The organism is Isoptericola sp. NPDC056573, from assembly GCF_042793335.1.
In the GTDB taxonomy this organism is placed as follows: Bacteria; Actinomycetota; Actinomycetes; order Actinomycetales; family Cellulomonadaceae; genus Isoptericola.
On sequence record NZ_JBHTUY010000007.1, the window covers coordinates 110215 to 126935 of the forward strand.

14 protein-coding genes and 6 tRNA genes are annotated in these 16721 nt (G+C 74.8%); 8 read left to right on the top strand and 12 right to left on the bottom strand.

The window, feature by feature from the left end; genetic code table 11:
- The first annotated feature begins 47 nt into the window (after positions 1-47).
- Entirely contained in the window at positions 48-1073 is a 1026-nt protein-coding gene (gene zapE / locus ACFQ8E_RS13795) for a cell division protein ZapE (RefSeq protein ID WP_430551269.1), read from the top strand.
- A 26-nt stretch (positions 1074-1099) separates the two neighbouring features.
- Here the strand turns inward: zapE and ACFQ8E_RS13800 are convergent, their stop codons facing one another.
- The 8 genes from ACFQ8E_RS13800 to ACFQ8E_RS13835 form a co-directional block, all read right to left on the bottom strand.
- The gene (locus tag ACFQ8E_RS13800; RefSeq protein ID WP_430551129.1) at positions 1100-2743 is read right to left on the bottom strand and encodes a hypothetical protein; all 1644 of its coding nucleotides are present in this window, start codon (positions 2741-2743) and stop codon (positions 1100-1102) included.
- A gap of 479 nt (positions 2744-3222) precedes the next feature.
- Entirely contained in the window at positions 3223-3549 is a 327-nt protein-coding gene (locus ACFQ8E_RS13805) for a hypothetical protein (protein ID WP_430551130.1), read from the bottom strand.
- 10 nt (positions 3550-3559) lie between these two features.
- The gene (locus ACFQ8E_RS13810; protein ID WP_429729700.1) at positions 3560-3886 is read right to left on the bottom strand and encodes a DUF2277 domain-containing protein; all 327 of its coding nucleotides are present in this window, start codon (positions 3884-3886) and stop codon (positions 3560-3562) included.
- A 109-nt stretch (positions 3887-3995) separates the two neighbouring features.
- Positions 3996-4070 (bottom strand) — tRNA-Val (locus ACFQ8E_RS13815).
- 43 nt (positions 4071-4113) lie between these two features.
- Positions 4114-4186, bottom strand: a tRNA-Gly gene (locus ACFQ8E_RS13820).
- Between the two features lie 201 nt (positions 4187-4387).
- Positions 4388-4462 (bottom strand) — tRNA-Val (locus tag ACFQ8E_RS13825).
- Positions 4463-4470: 8 nt separating this feature from the next.
- A tRNA-Cys gene (locus ACFQ8E_RS13830) sits at positions 4471-4541 on the bottom strand.
- A 54-nt stretch (positions 4542-4595) separates the two neighbouring features.
- Positions 4596-4668: transfer RNA gene (locus ACFQ8E_RS13835), tRNA-Gly, on the bottom strand.
- A gap of 127 nt (positions 4669-4795) precedes the next feature.
- Between ACFQ8E_RS13835 and ACFQ8E_RS13840 the strand changes: the two genes are divergently transcribed.
- Complete coding sequence (locus ACFQ8E_RS13840) at positions 4796-5956, top strand: chorismate-binding protein (RefSeq protein ID WP_430551131.1); 1161 nt, start codon at positions 4796-4798, stop codon at positions 5954-5956.
- A 95-nt stretch (positions 5957-6051) separates the two neighbouring features.
- Complete coding sequence (locus tag ACFQ8E_RS13845; protein ID WP_430551132.1) at positions 6052-6654, top strand: dihydrofolate reductase family protein; 603 nt, start codon at positions 6052-6054, stop codon at positions 6652-6654.
- A gap of 18 nt (positions 6655-6672) precedes the next feature.
- Here the strand turns inward: ACFQ8E_RS13845 and ACFQ8E_RS13850 are convergent, their stop codons facing one another.
- On the bottom strand, positions 6673-8208 hold the full coding sequence (locus tag ACFQ8E_RS13850) for a multicopper oxidase family protein (protein ID WP_430551133.1): 1536 nt from the start codon (positions 8206-8208) through the stop codon (positions 6673-6675).
- Positions 8209-8217: 9 nt separating this feature from the next.
- Positions 8218-8715, bottom strand: a complete 498-nt coding sequence (locus ACFQ8E_RS13855; protein ID WP_430551134.1) for a hypothetical protein — start codon at positions 8713-8715, stop codon at positions 8218-8220.
- A gap of 160 nt (positions 8716-8875) precedes the next feature.
- Between ACFQ8E_RS13855 and ACFQ8E_RS13860 the strand changes: the two genes are divergently transcribed.
- From ACFQ8E_RS13860 to ACFQ8E_RS13870, 3 genes are all read left to right on the top strand, one after another.
- Positions 8876-9742 (top strand): aminotransferase class IV, encoded by an 867-nt coding sequence (locus tag ACFQ8E_RS13860; RefSeq protein WP_430551135.1) that lies wholly within the window; start codon positions 8876-8878, stop codon positions 9740-9742.
- Positions 9743-9801: 59 nt separating this feature from the next.
- Positions 9802-9873 (top strand) — tRNA-Val (locus ACFQ8E_RS13865).
- A 220-nt stretch (positions 9874-10093) separates the two neighbouring features.
- Positions 10094-11746 (top strand): FAD-binding protein, encoded by a 1653-nt coding sequence (locus ACFQ8E_RS13870; protein ID WP_430551136.1) that lies wholly within the window; start codon positions 10094-10096, stop codon positions 11744-11746.
- Positions 11747-11814: 68 nt separating this feature from the next.
- Here the strand turns inward: ACFQ8E_RS13870 and ACFQ8E_RS13875 are convergent, their stop codons facing one another.
- Both ACFQ8E_RS13875 and ACFQ8E_RS13880 read right to left on the bottom strand, forming a co-directional pair.
- Positions 11815-12459 carry a maleylpyruvate isomerase family mycothiol-dependent enzyme gene (locus tag ACFQ8E_RS13875; protein WP_430551137.1) on the bottom strand — a complete coding sequence of 215 codons (645 nt, stop codon included), beginning with the start codon at positions 12457-12459 and terminating at the stop codon, positions 11815-11817.
- Positions 12460-12557: 98 nt separating this feature from the next.
- The gene (locus ACFQ8E_RS13880; protein WP_430551138.1) at positions 12558-13346 is read right to left on the bottom strand and encodes a hypothetical protein; all 789 of its coding nucleotides are present in this window, start codon (positions 13344-13346) and stop codon (positions 12558-12560) included.
- A 167-nt stretch (positions 13347-13513) separates the two neighbouring features.
- Between ACFQ8E_RS13880 and ACFQ8E_RS13885 the strand changes: the two genes are divergently transcribed.
- Together ACFQ8E_RS13885 and ACFQ8E_RS13890 are read left to right on the top strand one after the other, a co-directional pair.
- The gene (locus ACFQ8E_RS13885) at positions 13514-15046 is read left to right on the top strand and encodes an amidohydrolase family protein (protein WP_430551139.1); all 1533 of its coding nucleotides are present in this window, start codon (positions 13514-13516) and stop codon (positions 15044-15046) included.
- Positions 15043-16707, top strand: coding sequence for a S41 family peptidase (locus ACFQ8E_RS13890; protein WP_430551140.1), 1665 nt, complete (start codon positions 15043-15045; stop codon positions 16705-16707). The genes ACFQ8E_RS13885 and ACFQ8E_RS13890 overlap by 4 nt, the downstream gene beginning before the upstream one ends.
- Positions 16708-16721 lie beyond the last annotated feature (14 nt).

Consider the following 16721-nt stretch of genomic DNA (forward strand, 5'->3'; position numbering starts at 1 on the left):
GCCCGGGCGCCGACGCGGGCGCGACGCCCCCCGCGCACGACGGCGCGGTGCCGTCCCTGTCGGCGGTGCGTCCGACGGTCTCCCCGGACCGGCTGCTCGCCGACCTCGTGCCGCCGCGCCACTTCGCCCAGGCACGTTTCTCCACCTACCGGGCCGACCCCGCCCACCCGAGCCAGACGACGGTGCCCGCCCGGCTGCAGGAGGTCGCGCGCGAGATCGCCGCGCCGCGGTCGTCGGGGCTGAAGGCGCTGTTCGGGCGACGTCGGGCGGTGCCCGCCGTGTACATGGACGGCGGCTTCGGCGTCGGCAAGACGCACCTGCTCACCTCGCTGGCCCACGAGGTCACGGCGGCTGTGGGCGAGGGGGCGGTCGCGTACGGCACGTTCGTCGAGTACACGAACCTCGTGGGGGCGCTGGGCTTCCTGCCGACGGTCGAGGCGCTCGCCACGCGCCGTCTGGTCTGCATCGACGAGTTCGAGCTCGACGACCCCGGCGACACGGTGCTGATGTCGCGCCTGCTGCGCGAGCTCGCGGACCGCGACGTCGCCCTCGCCGCGACGTCGAACACGCTGCCCGAGGCGCTGGGCGAGGGTCGCTTCGCGGCCGAGGACTTCCTGCGCGAGATCCAGGCGCTCTCGTCGCGCTTCGAGGTGCTGCGCGTCGACGGCGAGGACTACCGCCACCGCGCCGTCGTGACCGAGGCGGCCCCGATCCCGGCCGACGTCGTGGAGCGCGCGGCCGCCGGGCGTCCGGGCGCGGTCCTCGACGAGTTCGACGGGCTGCTCGCGCACCTCGCGACCGTCCACCCGAGCCGGTACGGCGCCCTGCTCGACGGCGTGGAGCTGGTGGCGCTCACCGGCGTGCGGCCCGTGCAGCGGCAGGAGGTGGCCCTGCGGCTCGTGGTCCTCGTCGACCGCCTGTACGACCGCGACGTGCCCGTGCTCCTCTCCGGTGACGGTGCGCAGCACCTGTTCTCCGAGGAGATGCTGCGCGGGGGTTACCGCAAGAAGTACTTCCGGGCGCTGTCGCGTCTCGGGGCCCTCGCGGAGGAAGGCCGACGCCTGACGGCGTGAGGCCCGCCCGCGGCGAGCCGTGGAGGCTACGGCTCGACGGGGCCGGAGTGCAGCACGGCGGGGGCACGGGGCGGGATCCGCAGGACGCCGTCCGCCAGGGTGGTCCCCTCCGGGTCCCAGGCGGCCACGACCTTCATGTCGGCCGGGAGCGACGAGACGTCCACGTCCGCCGGCTCCGTGCCGGTGACGAGGGCGACGGCGGTGCGGCCCCGGCGACCGACGAGCGAGGTCCCCGCGGTCCGCACCTCCACGGGCAGGTCGCGGTCCGCCGACGCGGCGGGGCGCAACGCCACCAGCCTCCGGGTCCAGGCCACGAGGCGCCGTGCCCGGTCGTCCCGCGCGGGCACCGGCACGTGCTCCGTGTCGAGCACCGGTGGCGTCCCCGCGAGGATCGCGAACGTCAGCAGGCAGGCCCGGTCGTCGTCGGTCACGCCCGGGGCCTCCCGGTAGGCGTCGCCCGCGTCGGGCGTCCACGGGACGGAGCGGTTGGCGGCGGGCAGCCGCGTGAGGTCGCGCACGAGCACCGCGGAGGCCCGCTGCGTGGCGCGGTGCGCCCGGCGCAGGCTCGGCGGACGCCACGGGGCCGTCGTCGGGGGGAAGACCTCGTGCGCGAGCCGGCGCAGGTCCTGGACGGGATCGGCGTCGCCCGGCGCCGCGAGGATGTGGTGCACGACGGTGGTGAGCCGGTCGCTGCGCCCCGGCCCGTCGACGAGGAGGTGGAGCCGGCGGCCGAGCTGCTCGCCGAGGTGGTGCACGTCCTCCGCGAGCTCCCCGAGGAACGGCACCGCCGAGCGGTCCACGAGCGCCTCGACGTCGAGCAGCAGGCCGTCCACGTGGAAATCGCGCAGCCAGCGCTCGGCGTCGGCCACGAGGAAGTCACGCGGGCCGCGGCTCCCGCTGCCGTCGAGGTTGATCCGCGGGCTGTCGGAGCCGGGCGGGCCGGGCCGGGCTCCCGTGCGCGGCCCGATCCGTGAGCCGGTGGCGTAGGGGCCGAAGGCGTGCAGGCCGAGGTCGTCGGCGACGGCCCACCGGTGGGGGGCGTCCAGGACGACGGCGAGCCCGCAGCGGTGCGCGCGGTCGACGAACCGGTGGAGCGCGCCGGGGCCGCCGAGCGGCTCGTGCACGGCGAACAGCCGGACGCCGGCGGCTGGGCCGCGCTCGGGGTCGTACGCAGCGACGGGGGAGAGCTCGACCCCCACGACGCCGGTCGCGGCGACGTCCTCCAGGAGGTCGGCGGCGGCGTCGAGCGTGCCGGCCGCGGTGAACGTGGGGAGGTCGACGCGCAGCAGCGCGCCGGCGTCGAGGTCTGCGCCCCGCCAGGCGCCGTCCGTCCAGGCGAACTCCTGGTCCAGCACGCGCGACGCTCCGTGGACGCCGCACGGCAGCCAGGTGCTGCAGGGGTCCGGCACGGGCGGTCCGCCGTCGACCGAGAAGAGGTAGTCGGTGCCCGGCGCGAGCTCGGCATCAGCGCGCCAGTACCCGGGCTCGTGGGCGCCGACGAGGCGGAGGGGGAGACGGGAGCCGGACGCCGGCAGCACGACCTCGACGGTGTGGGCCCGCGGCGCCCACAGCAGGGGGCGGGGCCCCGGCCACCGCTCGCGCATCCCGGGGAGCGGTGGCGGGGTTCCGGGTGCCGCCCTGTCGGCGAGGCCTGCATCGGCAGCGGTCACGGCGGACACTCTAGCCACCAGGGGCAACCTTCGCGGCCTCGCGTCCAGGTGCCGGATGCTGCGGGCGACGGTGGCGCGCAGCGACCGTCCGGCCGTCGTCCGGGACTCGTCCAGGACGTGCTGCCCCGGGGCCTGGGCGACTAAATAGTGTGCCAAGCACGGGCGCGGCAACCCGCCGGCTGCTAGACCTTGGCCATGAGCACGGATGGCACAGGCACCCGACCCACGGTGCCGGTGGACAGGTTGGACGAGTCGATCGCCTCGCAGGCCAGGCTGGCACCCCGGCGGCGCCCGCTGGACGATCGAGACCGGGACGCCAGGTCCGGGGGTGACGCGGCAAAGGCGCCGGCGTCGCTCTCCGCGGCGGAGCTCGGCCCCATCGAAGGCGCCTCGAGCGGAGTCTCCTGGGACGACCCGGACGAGCTCTGACCCCGTGACGTGATCCTGAGCGTCGACGTCGACCCCGACGGCGCGTGGCGTCAGCGGGGGAGCCGGTCCGTGCCCACGGGGACCAGTCGCGGCATCCCGGCGGGGGCGACGCGGCTCAGGGCGACGTAGCGCGCCTCGGCGCGGTGCAGCCGGATGTGCTCGTCGAGGGACCAGTCCGGCCCGTTGGTGAGGACCATCCCGCACGAGCAGTCGATCTCCACGGCCCCGCCGTGGCCGTGCCGGACCTGTCCCACCGTGACGTGCGACGCCCGGGCGTGCGCCTTGGCGCGGTGCATCGTCGCGGAGACCGGGTCGGGCGCGGTCGGCGGTGCGTCGACCGGGGCCTCGTCGACGGGTGCGGGGAAGGGCTGATCCACGCGGGCGAGCCTAGTGCGTGTGGGCGATCCCGAGCTCGTGCATCCGCTCGTGCTCCTCGCGCGCGGCCTGCCGCGCGGCGATGCGTGCCTGCACCTCCTCGCGGCGCAGCGGCGGCACGGTCTTCGGCGGCTGCCGACGCTCGGGGAGCTCGCCGAGCAGGCGGGTGACGATCTCCGCGATCTCCGCGGTGGCCTGCTCGCACGGCTCACGGGTGGCCGCGCTCGCCGAGCGCTGGACGCCGGTCACCTTGCGGACGAACTGCTCCGCGGCGGCCCTGATCTCCTCGTCGGTGGCGGGCGGCTCGAGCCCCCGCAGGGTCGTGATGTTGCGGCACATGGTCTCGACGCTACGCCGCGGGGGTGACGAGGGCGACACCCGGCGGCGAGCGGACCCGTGGGGGAGGAACGCGAAGGGCCGCCCCGGGCGAGCCGGGACGGCCTCGTTCTGGTGGGCGATACTGGGATCGAACCAGTGACCTCTTCCGTGTCAGGGAAGCGCGCTACCGCTGCGCCAATCGCCCTTGCGGCTGCTGCGCTCCCCCGAGAGGGAAATGCAGAGCTCGGAGCGGATGACGGGACTCGAACCCGCGACCCTCACCTTGGCAAGGTGATGCTCTACCAACTGAGCCACATCCGCGCGACCGGGTCGTTCAGGACTGCTGTCCTGGCCTCCCGGCGCCTGAGGAACATTACTCGACCTTCGGCTCACTGGTCCAATCGCGACCGTGTGACCTGCGACGCTGCCGTCCTCCGGCCGTCGACGGCGCGTCAGGGAGCCCGGTCGTGGCCCGAGAACGACGAAACCCCGACCGGTGACCCGGTCGGGGCTTCGTGATGCTGGTGGGCGATACTGGGATCGAACCAGTGACCTCTTCCGTGTCAGGGAAGCGCGCTACCGCTGCGCCAATCGCCCGTGCTGCGAGGTGGGTACGGGATTCGAACCCGTGTATACGGCTTTGCAGGCCGCTGCCTCGCCTCTCGGCCAACCCACCTTGAGACGTGCTCTCCCGACGCTCATCGTGAGTCGATCAGAGAGTGGGCCTCCGAGCGGATGACGGGACTCGAACCCGCGACCCTCACCTTGGCAAGGTGATGCTCTACCAACTGAGCCACATCCGCGCGACCAGGAACCAGGACACCCTGCGGTGCCCGCCGTTCTGGCGCGCCCCAAACATTAGTGGACCCCTGGCGGTCCGTCCAATCGCCTCCGCCGGGGTGTCCGCGCAGGACCCACTAGCGTGCTCGTGTGCACGATCCGACCTCCTGGGCCACGTTCGCCGGGCGCCGCGCGTCGCGCGCCGTCGAGTGCGTCGATCTCTCCGAGCAGCCGGAACGGCTCGACTCGGGGCTGTGGTTCGTCGTCGCCGACTTCGAGGCCGACCTGGGGCGCGACGGCGTCACGCGGCCGGGCGGTCGGGCCCGTGCCTGGCGGTTCGCCGACGTGGGCCCTGCTCCGGCGGCGGGGGGTGACGGAGGGCGCTGGCGCGGCCCCTCTCCGTCGGCATGGACCAGCTCCCTCGACCGGGACGCGTACGTCCGAGCCGTGGCGACGGTCCGCGAGCGGGTACGGCGCGGCGACGTCTACCAGGTCAACGTGTGCCGGGTGCTCTCGGCCCCGCTGGCCGCGTCGGACGCCCCGTCGGGCATCTCGTCGGGCGATGCCCGACGGGACATCGTCGAGCCCGATGCCGCGGCTCTTGCCGCGCGGCTCGCCGTCGGCAACCCCGCCCCGTACGCGGCCGCGGTGCACGTGCCCGCGGCGAGCGGCCTCGACCCGGTGTGGGTCGTGAGCGCCTCGCCCGAGCTGTACCTGTCCCTCGACGTCCCGGCCGGCGCTGCCGGCGGGGCCGCGTCGCTCGCCTCGGGCCCCATCAAGGGCACCGCGCGTACGCCGTCCGGGCTCACGGCCAAGGACCGCGCCGAGAACGTGATGATCACCGACCTGGTGCGCAACGACCTGCAGCGCGTCTGCCGCCCGGGCACGGTCGAGGTCTCCGACCTGCTGGCCGTCGAGGAGCACCCCGGCCTGGTCCACCTGGTGTCGCGCGTGCGCGGCGAGCTGCTCGCCGACGCTCCGGGACGCTGGGCGCGGGCGCTCGAGGCCACGTTCCCGCCCGGATCGGTGTCGGGGGCGCCCAAGTCGTCCGCGCTGCGGCTGATCGCCGAGCTCGAGCCGACGGCCCGCGGTCCCTACTGCGGCGCGGTGGGTTGGGTCGACGGCGACGCCGGGCGGGCCGAGCTTGCCGTCGGGATCCGTACCTTCTGGTGGGAGGACGCCCCCGGCGGCGGCGTCCTGCGGTTCGGCACCGGCGCCGGGATCACGTGGGGGAGCGACCCTGCGCGCGAGTGGGACGAGACCGAGCTCAAGGCGGACCGGCTGGTCGGGCTCGCGTCGTCGGAGGGGTGAGCCGCCGCGCCGACGGGTCTCCGGACCCCGTCGAGTCTCCGCACCGATGACTTTTCGCACCGATGAGTCTCCGCGTCCGGCGCCGTCTCCCGTGCATGACACAGGTGACCTGCGACCTCGGTATCTCCCTGGACGGCATCTCGGCGGGCGTGAACCAGTCCCTCGACCAGCCGTTCGGCGACGGTGTCGGCGACGGCGAACGGATCATGCACGCGTGGATGTTCGACAACCCGGACGACCACCGGGCGGAGCTCGACGCGATCACCGCGGCGGGCGCGTTCGTCATGGGCCGGAACATGTTCACCCCCGGGCGCGGGGAGTGGGACCTCGGCTGGCGCGGCTGGTGGGGCGAGGACCCGCCGTACCACGCGCCCGTCTTCGTGCTCACGCACCACGAGCGCGACCCGATCGAGATGGAGGGCGGCACCACGTTCCACTTCGTGACCGGTGGGCCGCAGGAGGCCCTCGCCCGGGCACGTGATGCGGCCGGCGAGCGGAACGTGTCCGTGGCCGGCGGGGCGACGACCGTCAACCAGTTCCTCGCCGCGGACCTCATCGACGAGCTGCGGCTGCACGTCGGGCCCGTGGTGCTCGACGTCGAGGGGGTGCGCCTGTTCGAGGGCGTGGGGACGCACGACCTGCGCATCGTGTCCGCGCGCGTCACGCCGGAGGTGACGCACCTGGTGCTGCGGCGCTGAGACGCCGTCACGGGCACGTCACTCGGGGACGTTGCCGGTGGCGTGCCCCAGCAGGTACGGCGTCGTGACCCCCGCGTACATCAGGTGCGCCACGAGGCCCTCGGTGGCGTGGGGCAGGTTGTGGCAGTGGTCCATCCAGATCCCCGGGTTGTCCGCGACGAACGCGACGTCGTAGACCTCGCCGTCGGCCACCTCGAGGGAGTCGGTCCACCACGGGCTGCCGCTCGCGGCCACGCCGTCGCGGGACAGCACGACGACGTGGTGGCCGTGCAGGTGCATCGGGTGCGGCGTCCCGCTGCGGTTGTCGATCCGCATGCGTACGACGTCGCCCTGGCCGACCTCGAACATCGGCACGTCCGGGTAGGTGTGCCCGTTCACCGTCCAGTGCATGCCCGGCCTCCCGTCGAGGAAGCCCGGCGCCCTGCCGATGACGTAGTCGAACGAGCGGTCCGCCGCGCCCGGGTCCAGGCCGAGCGGCGCCGGCGTCCCATAGCCGAGCAGGTCGAGGGTCGCCGTCGGGCGCCGCGTCGGGGAGGACGTCGCGCCGTCGGGGCCCACGACGACGGCGGAGGCGCCGCCCAGCTCGACGCGTGCCGCCGAGCCGTCGCCCGGCGCCACGACGAGCAGGTCCGCGCGCCCGCCGGCCGGGACCACCACCGCACGGTCACGGACCTCGGGCGGGTCGTGCACGTCGGTGCCGTCGACGGCGACGAGGCGGAACGGCGCCCCGCCCACCCAGACGGGCAGGACGCCGTTGTCGCTGTTGATCACCCGGACGCGCGCCGCCGTCCCGGGCGGGAGGTCGACGGGCAGGTCCCCGGTCGCGCCCTGGACCGTGCGCCGCGCCCCGTACCGGTGCACCAGCGCGGGGACGTCGACGGCGTCCTCCAGGAGGCGCGCGACCTCTCGCCCGCCGGCCGGCCGGGCGTCCCGGGCCGGGGCCACGACCACCGCCCCCAGCAGCCCCTTGCGCACCTGCTCGTGCGAGACCTGGTGGGAGTGGTACCAGTACGTGCCGGCGTCGGAGGCGACGAACCGGTACGTGTGCGAGCCGCCGACGGGGACGGCGTCCTGGGTGACGCCGGCGACGCCGTCCGCGGCGTTCGGCACGTCGATCCCGTGCCAGTGCAGCGTGGCGCCTCCCGGCACGCTCTCGTTGACGAAAGTCACCTCGACGAGGTCGCCCTGCACGGCGCGCAGCGTCGGGCCCGGCGTCGTCCCGTTCACGGTGTACGCGTCCGTCGTCGTGCCGGGCGCCAGCTCCACGCGCTCGGCGCGCGCGGTGAACGTGAGGGCCACGTCGGCCGGCCCGGTCGGCGCCACCAGCGTGTCGACGCTCGTGGCGGCCGCGGCGCTCCCGCCGCGGTGGCCGGAGTGACCCTCGAGCGTCGTGGCGCGCGGCCCGCTGCCGCGCTCGAACGACCCCGTCTCGGTGACGGAGAACCGGCCCGGTGCCCTGCTGGTCTGCCAGAGCAGCAGGAGCGGCACCAGGACGGCCGCCGCCGCCAGCCCGGCGACGACGCGCCGCAGGACCGGGGAACGGTCGGCCGCCATGTCGGCGGGTCAGGGCGTGACGCCGCCGGCGGCCAGCCCCGGCGTCGCGGTCGCGGCTGCCACCTGCTCGGCCCGGTCGCGCGCCGCCACGCGCCAGCCCGTGTACAGGGAGACGCCGAAGAGCAGCAGGGCGTTGACCCCGTGCAGGCCACCGAGGAACGGGACGCTGTGCCCCGCGAGGCCGAGCGTGACCTGGAGCGCCACGAGGAGGAGGATCGCGAGGCCCCAGCGCCAGGCGCCGCGCACGCCGGCGAAGAACGACGCGACGAAGGTCAGCAGGGCGATGACCGGCAGGATCATGGTGCCCGTCATCCCGTGGAGCATCAGCCCGATCTCCTCGGGGAACAGGGACTCCCCGGACATGGACTGCTCCATGGCGGCCTGGTCCAGCACCCCGCCCTCGTCGATGAAGAGTCCCAGCCCGGCGACGGCGTAGACCATGACGGCCGCCTGGACGACGACCCCCGCCGCGACGACGTACGCGAGCACGCGAAACACCTGTCTCATGCCGATCACCTCGATCGTGCGAGGGCCGTACCGTCGCGGCCCGTTCTCTGATGGTGAGTCGGCCGTGGTGCCGCCGCTACGAACGGTCGGGGTGAACCGGGGGTGAACTCGAACGCCCGGGGCGACGCCGTCCGGGCGTGAAGTCGGGCACACTGGCCCCATGAGTCTGGTGATCTGGGCGGAGGGCCGTCTGGTCGGGCAGGGGGAGGCCGCGCTGAGCGCCGTCGACCACGGCATCACGGTCGGGGACGGGGTCTTCGAGACCTGCACGGTCTTCGACGGCCGGGCGTTCGCGCTGACGCGGCACCTGCGACGACTCGCGCGCTCCGCGACCGGGCTCGGCCTCGCCGCCCCCGACGAGCAGAAGGTGCGCGACGGCGTCGCGGCCGCGCTGGCCGAGGCCGTGCGCCTGGACGGCGCGTTCGACGGCCGGCTCCGCATCACCGTCACGGCCGGTGTCGGCCCGCTCGGCTCCGGTCGCGTCGACGCGCCGCAGACCGTCGTCGTGGCGGCGCAGCAGTCCGCGATGGCGCCGACGTCGCGGTCCGCGAGGTCGCCGTGGCCCCGCAACGAGCGGTCCGCCGTCGCCGGGCTCAAGACGACGTCCTACGCGGAGAACGTCGTGGCGCTCGCGGACGCCGTGCGCAAGGGCGGCGACGAGTCGATCCTGCCCAACACCGTCGGCGACCTGTGCGAGGGCACCGGCTCCAACGTCTTCGTGGAGCGCGACGGCGAGCTGGTCACCCCCACCCTCGACTCGGGCTGCCTGGCCGGGATCACCCGCGCCCTCACGCTCGAGTGGGCGGCGGAGGAGGGCCTGCCCGTGCGCGAGGCGAAGGACGGCGAGCTGCCGTTCACCGTCCTCGACGAGGTGACCCGGGGGAAGGCGCAGCTCGCCCTCACCTCGTCCGGGCGCAACGTCCAGCCCGTCGTGTGGCTGGACGGCGCCGACGTCGAGGTGGGGGACGTGTCGCGCGCGGCGCGCGAGCTGTTCGAGCGGAACTGCCGCGAGCGCCTCGACCCCTGAGTGCCCGTGGCGCCGGTTTGGTCCGCCGCCCGATCTGTGGCTAATATCGTCCACGCACCGGGCGATTGGCGCAGTGGTAGCGCGCTTCGTTCACACCGAAGAGGTCACTGGTTCGAACCCAGTATCGCCCACCCGTGAGCAAGGCCCCCTGACCGGCGGAAAGCCGGTGAGGGGGCCTTCGTCGTGCGGCGCGGTGGTGCCCGCCTTCCAGGTGATCCCCGGCGACGACGCCGCGGCGCGACCGTGCCCGGCCTGTCGGGCTTCGCCTGACCCCATTGACGCCCGGCCTCCGGTGCAGGACCATCGGTGCTCAGCGAACCGGACAGTGGTGTCCGGATGAGAGGAGCCGTCATGCCTGTGCCGTCCCAGCCCCGGTTCGACCACACCTACGACGTCGTGGTGGTGGGGAGCGGGTCCGCGGGCTTCGCGACCGCCCTGGGCGCCGTGGATGCAGGGCTCAGCGTCCTGATCGTCGAGGGCACGGAGAAGTGGGGCGGCAGCTCGGCGATGTCCGGGGGCGGGCTCTGGCTGCCGGCCAACCCGCTGATGGAGCGTGCCGGCGCCGGTGACTCCCGCGACGAGGCGCTCACGTACCTGGAGGAGACGGTCGGGGAGGTCGGCCGCTCGACCTCCCGGGAGCGCAAGGAGGCGTTCGTGGACGGGGTCGCGGACTTCGTCACGACCGCCGAGCGCCACGGGATGCGGTTCGCGCGTGGCAAGGACTACCCGGACTACTACCCGGAGCTCCCGGGCGGGAAGATCGGGCGGTCGATCGAGGTCGAACCGCTGGACTCCCGGCCGCTCGGCGACTGGTGGGGCACGCTGCGCTCCGCGGTGCCGCTGCCGGCGAAGACCGACGACGTGTGGCTGCTGGGCCGGGCGTGGTCGACGCCGTCCGGGTTCGTGCGGGGAGCCCGGTTCGTGTTCCGCGCCCTGGGCGGCCTGGTGACCGGCAAGCGCCTGGTGGGCATCGGGAACGCGCTGATGACGTCGTTCGGTCGCGCGCTGCTGGTGGAGCGGGACGTGCCGCTGTGGCTGTCCTCGCCGCTCGAGGACCTCGTGGTCGACGACGCCCGGGTGGTCGGCGTCCGGGTGCGGCGCGAGGGGCAGGTCGTGACGGTGGGCGCGAGCCGCGGCGTGATGCTCGCGGCGGGCGGCTTCGAGTCGAACCCCGACTGGCGGCAGAAGTACCACGGGATCGACGGCAACCCGTCGGGCAACCCGGGGAACGTCGGGCAGGTGATCGAGATCGCGCGCGAGGCCGGCGCGGCGCTGGAGCTCATGGACGACGCCTGGTGGGGTGCCTCGATCGAGGCACCGCCGGGTGGCACGCCGGCGTTCATCGTCGGGGAACGGTCGATGCCGTACTCGATCATGGTCGACGCGCAGGGCGCGCGGTTCGCCAACGAGTCCGAGTCGTACGTCGACCTCGGGCACCACATGCTCGACCACGACAAGGACGGGCCGTACTGGCTCGTCTTCGACTCCCGCGCCCCGCGCCGGTACCTGCAGACCTTCGCGATGGACCCGCGCGCCACGAAGGCGATGAAGGCCGCCGGCATCGTCCACAGGGCGGGCACGCTCGAGGAGCTGGCGGCTGCCGTCTCCGTCGACCCGGCGACGTTCCGGGCCACGGTGCAGCGGTTCAACGGGTTCGCGCGGTCCGGCGTCGACGGCGACTTCGGGCGGGGGAACTCGGCCTACGACCGCTACTACTCCGACCCGCTCGTGCACCCCAACCCCAACCTCGGCCCGATCGAGAAGGGACCGTTCACGGCGTACCGCGTGGTCATCGGCGACCTCGGGACCAAGGGCGGCGTCGTGACGGACGCCGACGGGCGGGCGCTGCGCGAGGACGGGACGGTCATCGACGGGCTCTTCGCCGCCGGCAACGCCTCGGCGTCGGTCATGGGGCGCACGTACCCGGGTCCCGGCTCGACGATCGGCCCCGCCACCGTGTTCGGCATGCGGGCCGCCCGCTTCATGGCGAGGTCTCGCGTCTGAGGTCGACGGGGCTGCGAGGACGAGTCGCCGTCCGCCCCGGCTCGTGCGGGGATCCGGCTCGTGGGGGGCTAGAGCCGGCCCGCGAGGAGGGGCAGGCCCGCGCCGTCGAGCCGGGGCAGGACGGCGGAGCGGCCGCACGCGCCCATCAGCAGGTCGATGCCGCGCCCGGTGAGCGCGGCGCCCTCGCCCCAGGACCAGTCGAGGTCGGTGGCCGCCAGGCGCAGCCCGCGCAGCCGGCCGCGCGGGGCGAACCCGACCGCACGCCCCGTCGTGATGAACTCCAGCCCGACGCGGACCGTCCCGGGGTCCGGGTCGTGGCCGAGCCCCAGGGGGAGCCGCATGTCGCCCTCGTGGACGAGGAGGTCGGTAAGGGGCGCTCGCGGGCCGGTCAACGGCGGGCTGAACCGGCTCTCGGCGCGCCGGCGCAGCAGCGTCACGGTCTCCGCGACCGGTCGCTGCCCGGCGCGCCGGGCAGCGGCGTCGTTCGCGCGATGGATGCTGCCCCGGGCATGGACGACGTCCTGCAGGAACTCTCCGAGAGCCCCGGGAGCCGCGGTCTGGGCGAGGTGCGCGCCGACGGTGAGCACGTCCCAGCCGGCGCACAGGCTCGGCGCGGCGAGCTGCGACTCGTCCAACGCCTCGAGCAGGTCCGCGACGGCGCGGCGTCGCTCGGCGGTCGCGGCGAACACGTGCGCCAGTGCGGATCCGTCCAACGCCGGTCCTTCCAGGTGGGGCCGAGAACGGAGGTCGAGAAGAGCATGCCAGGTCTGCCGGGAGTGCGGACCGTCGGACGGCGCAGGGGCGGCGGTCGTCAGGCGGAAGGCACCTCGACGCTGATGTTGGCACGCTCGGTGCCCGGCGGGTCGCCGAGCACCGCCCAGAAGTCGGTGTCGCGCATCCAGGCCGGGATGCCCGCCGGGAGGTCGCGGCTCGGGACGGCGGGCAGCTCGTCCGGCGTGAAGTCGGCGCCGTAGGGGATCAGCGGTCGCACCTCGTCGGGCGCCTGGACCCTCGCGTGCAGCCGTTCCAGCGCGACGTTCCAGTTGTCGAGCAGGTCCTTGCGGCTGATGGGCCCGCCGGGCTTGTCGGCCGTCGGGTGCAGGGCCCGCTGGTGGAACACGGACACCCCGGCTCCCTCGGGGGAGGTCACGAACGTGCGCCAGGCCTCGAAGGCGGGGGTGCCGAAGGTCACGACCGCCTCGATGCGGCCGGGCGCGAGCGCCGCCGCGAACCACCGGTGGCGGTAGGCGACGACCTCCGGGTCGTTCAGGTGCGGCAGCGCCATCGACTGGTTGTAGATGCCGTACAGGAACGCGTTGACCATGAGGTAGCTGGACGTGAACCCGAGCTTCTCGACGAAGCCCTGCACCCGCCGTCCCGCCTGTCCCGACAGGATGCGCCGGGTGAACGCCTCGGTCTGCGCCGGGTCCTGCCCGACGACGAGCAGCCGGGCGGCGCCGTTCGCGCGTCCGCGGTAGAACACCGGCCCCCACAGCGACCGGAAGCCGTCCGTGCCGCGGAACACCGTGTCGTCCGGGTAGGTGCGGCACAGCGTCCGGAACCGGCCGGTCGGCCCGGTGTCGAACGGATCGGTGATCATGGCGCCTCCCTCACCGACAGGGAGCGCCCAGGGCGCGCGACACGCACGCCCGCCACCGGGTGAAGTCGGTGCCCGGGGCCGGTGGGGCACCGCTGACCGTGGCGACAATGAGGCGACAGTCCCGGTGCGGGCGCCCGCCCGCCGGGGTCGACGGCAGGGGGACGGCCATGGCGCAGCTGGTCATCACCGGGAACGTCGCGACGATGGCGCAGGGGGCGTCGGAGCCCCCGTCGCGAGGGCGGGTCTGGATCGACGGCGACACGGTCGTCGACGTCACGACCGGTCGCCGGCAGGTCGCCGGCTTCGCCCGCGCCACCGAGGTCGACGTCGGCGACGCGTCCGTGCTGCCGGGCTTCGTGGACATGCACAACCACCTGGCCTACAACGCGCTGCCGCTGTGGACCGAGCCCGGCCGCACCGAGCCCTGGCTGCACAACAAGCACTGGCCGGACGCCGACACCTACACCGAGTCGATCACCGAGCCCGCCTGGGTGTACGCGAAGGCCTGTCCCGAGGCGTTGCTCGCGTACGTGCAGGTGCGCGCGATGGCCGGGGGAGCGACCGCGGCGCAGGGCTGGCCCACCGCCAACCGCGGGTATCGCACCGTGATGCGCAACGTCGACGCCGAGGACGTCGGCACCGGTCGGGACGACCTGATCTACACCTCGGTGGTCACCAAGACGGGCGAGGCGCTCACCACCGCCGTCCGGCGCATGACCGCCGGCTCCGGGTTCATCTACCACTGCGCGGAGGGGCGTCGCGGCTCCCGGGTCCTGGCCGACTACACGGACCTCGACCGCGCCGACGGGCTGCTCCCCACGCTGCTGGCCGTGCACGCCTGCGCGGTGGACGCCGACGGGTGGGCCCGGTGGGACCCCGCCGAGGCGGGCGGCGTCGTCTGGTCGCCGCTGTCCAACCTGCTGCTCTACGCGGAGACGACCCTCGTGGACGACGCCCGCGCCCGCGGCGTCACCGTGTGCCTGGGCAGCGACTGGGGCCCGTCGGGCACGAAGAACCTCCTCGGCGAGATGAAGGTGGCCCGCATCGCCGCCGACCGTCTCGGCTACGACCTCACGGACGCGCAGATCGTCGAGATGGTCACCAGCAACCCCGGCACGCTCCTCGAGCGGTGCTGGCACCGTCCCGTCGGCCGCCTCGTCCCGGGGGCGCTCGCGGACGTCACGGTCGTGCGGGGCCGCGGGCGCGGGGACGCCTGGACGCGCGTCGTCGCCGCCCGCGAGCGGGACGTCGCCCTCGTCGTCGTCGGCGGCGTCCCCCGCTACGGGGACTCGGGCCTCATGACGGCGGCCGCGGCGCCGCCCACCTTCACCGCCACGGTCGGGGGCCGACGGCGCCGGGTCGCGCTGCCCGACCCGGCCGACCCGCAGCGGGCCTGGTCGTGGCGCGCGGTCCTGGACAGGCTGCGGGAGGTGCAGCAGGACCCCCAGCAGGCCATCGCGACCGCCCAGGCGCGCGCCTCCGCCGGGCCCCGCTTCGCGCCGGACGCCGAGCTCGAGCTCTTCCTCGACATGCCCGACACCCGCCGCACGGGTCGCGCGGGTCCGCCCAAGGACCCGGGCACCGTGCGGATCCCGCCGGTGCCCGCGCTGGAGCACGACGCGGCGTACTTCGACCTCCTCGACGCCGCGCCGATCCCGGACGGGGTCCTCGCCCCGCTGCGCGCGAGGTTCGGGTCGTGACGCCGTCGCCGAGCCCGGCCGCCCTCCGCGCGCGCGCCGGCAGCCGCCTCGACGACGTCGTGCCGTCCCGGGCCGAACCCGGGCCGGAGCCGGTGACGCTCACGGCGACGCAGCAGCACGACCTGGTCGACCTCTGGACCACGCTGCTCACCGACGTCTACGTGCACTACGGGCAGAAGCGGACGCTCTACGGCTACGACCCGCTGCGGGCGCTCGCGGCCCTGCGCCGGGAGATCCCCCTGCTCGACGGCGCCGGGTTCCTGCGGGCGCTCACCAGGGTGGTCAACCGGCTGCGCGACCAGCACACCCAGCTGTTCGTGGGCGTGCCCGGGGCCGACCCGTACGTCGCCGCGCTGCCGTTCCTGGTGGAGTCGTCCGGCCCGTACACGTCGCCCACGTTCCTGGTCACGAAGACGACGGACGAGGTGCCCGACCCGGCGTTCGCCCCCGGGGTCCGGCTCACCACCTGGAACGCGGTGCCCTTCACCCGCGCGGTCGACCTGTTCGCCGACACCCTCACCGGGGGACGGCCGGACGCCCGCCGGGCGCGGGCCCTCGAGACGCTCACCCAGCGGCCGCTCGCCTTCCTGCCGCCGCCGGACGAGCTGTGGGTCGACGTCGGCTTCCGGAGGCCCGAGGACCCGGCGGGAGACCCGGACCGCACCGCCAGGTTCGAGTGGCGCGCCATCCGCCCGGGAGCCGCGGCGACGGCCGACGACCGGGTCGCGACCCGGACGCGCCGCGGGATCGACGTCGTCGGCGAGACCGCCCGCCGCGCTCGCAAGCTGCTCTTCGCCACCGACCTGTGGGAGGGCGACCGGCGGGGCGTGCAGCCCCGGGCGAAGGGCTCCGGGTGGCTGCGCACCAGCATCGCGGACGCCCTCGCCGCCCGGCCGGTGACGACGTCGCACGGCACGTTCGGTTACCTGCGGATCTGGACGTTCGACGTGCGCCATCCCGGCCGGTTCGTCGACGAGGTCGCCCGGCTGCTGCGCCGGCTGCCGCAGAACGGGCTCGTCGTCGACCTCCGTTCCAACCCTGGCGGCGTCGTCGACGCGGCCGAGCGGCTGTTCCAGCTCTTCACCGACGAGCGGGTCGAGCCGGCGCGGTTCGCGTGCCGCGCGACGCCGGCGATGGCCGACCTCGCCGAGGCCGACGGCAACGGGGCCGACCTCGCCGACTGGGCGGGCTCCCTGCGCGCCGCCCTCGACCTCGGCGAGGAGTTCTCGCAGCACCTGCCCCTCGCGGACCCCGACCTGTGCAACGGCGCCGCACGGGCGTACCGGGGTCCGGTCGTCGCCGTCGTCGACGCCAACACGTACTCCTGCGGCGACCTCTTCGCGGCGGGCCTGGTGGACCACGGCATCGGGCGGGTGGTCGCCGTGGGTGCGGCGACCGGCGGGGGCGGCGCGAACGTCTGGAGCGGCGACGACGTCCAGTACGCCTACCACGCGGCCCACCGCGCGCTCCCGCCGTTGCCGCCCGGGATCGGCTTCGCGCTCGCCGTGCGGCGCATGGTCCGGTCCGGCACCTCCGCGGGCCTCGCGATCGAGGACGTCGGGGTGGCGGGCGAGGAGCGCTACGACATGACCGAGCGCGACGTCGTGGACGGGAACCTCGACCTCCTTGAGCACTGCACCGCGCTCCTGGCCTCCGCGTAGCCGCGCCAGCCCGC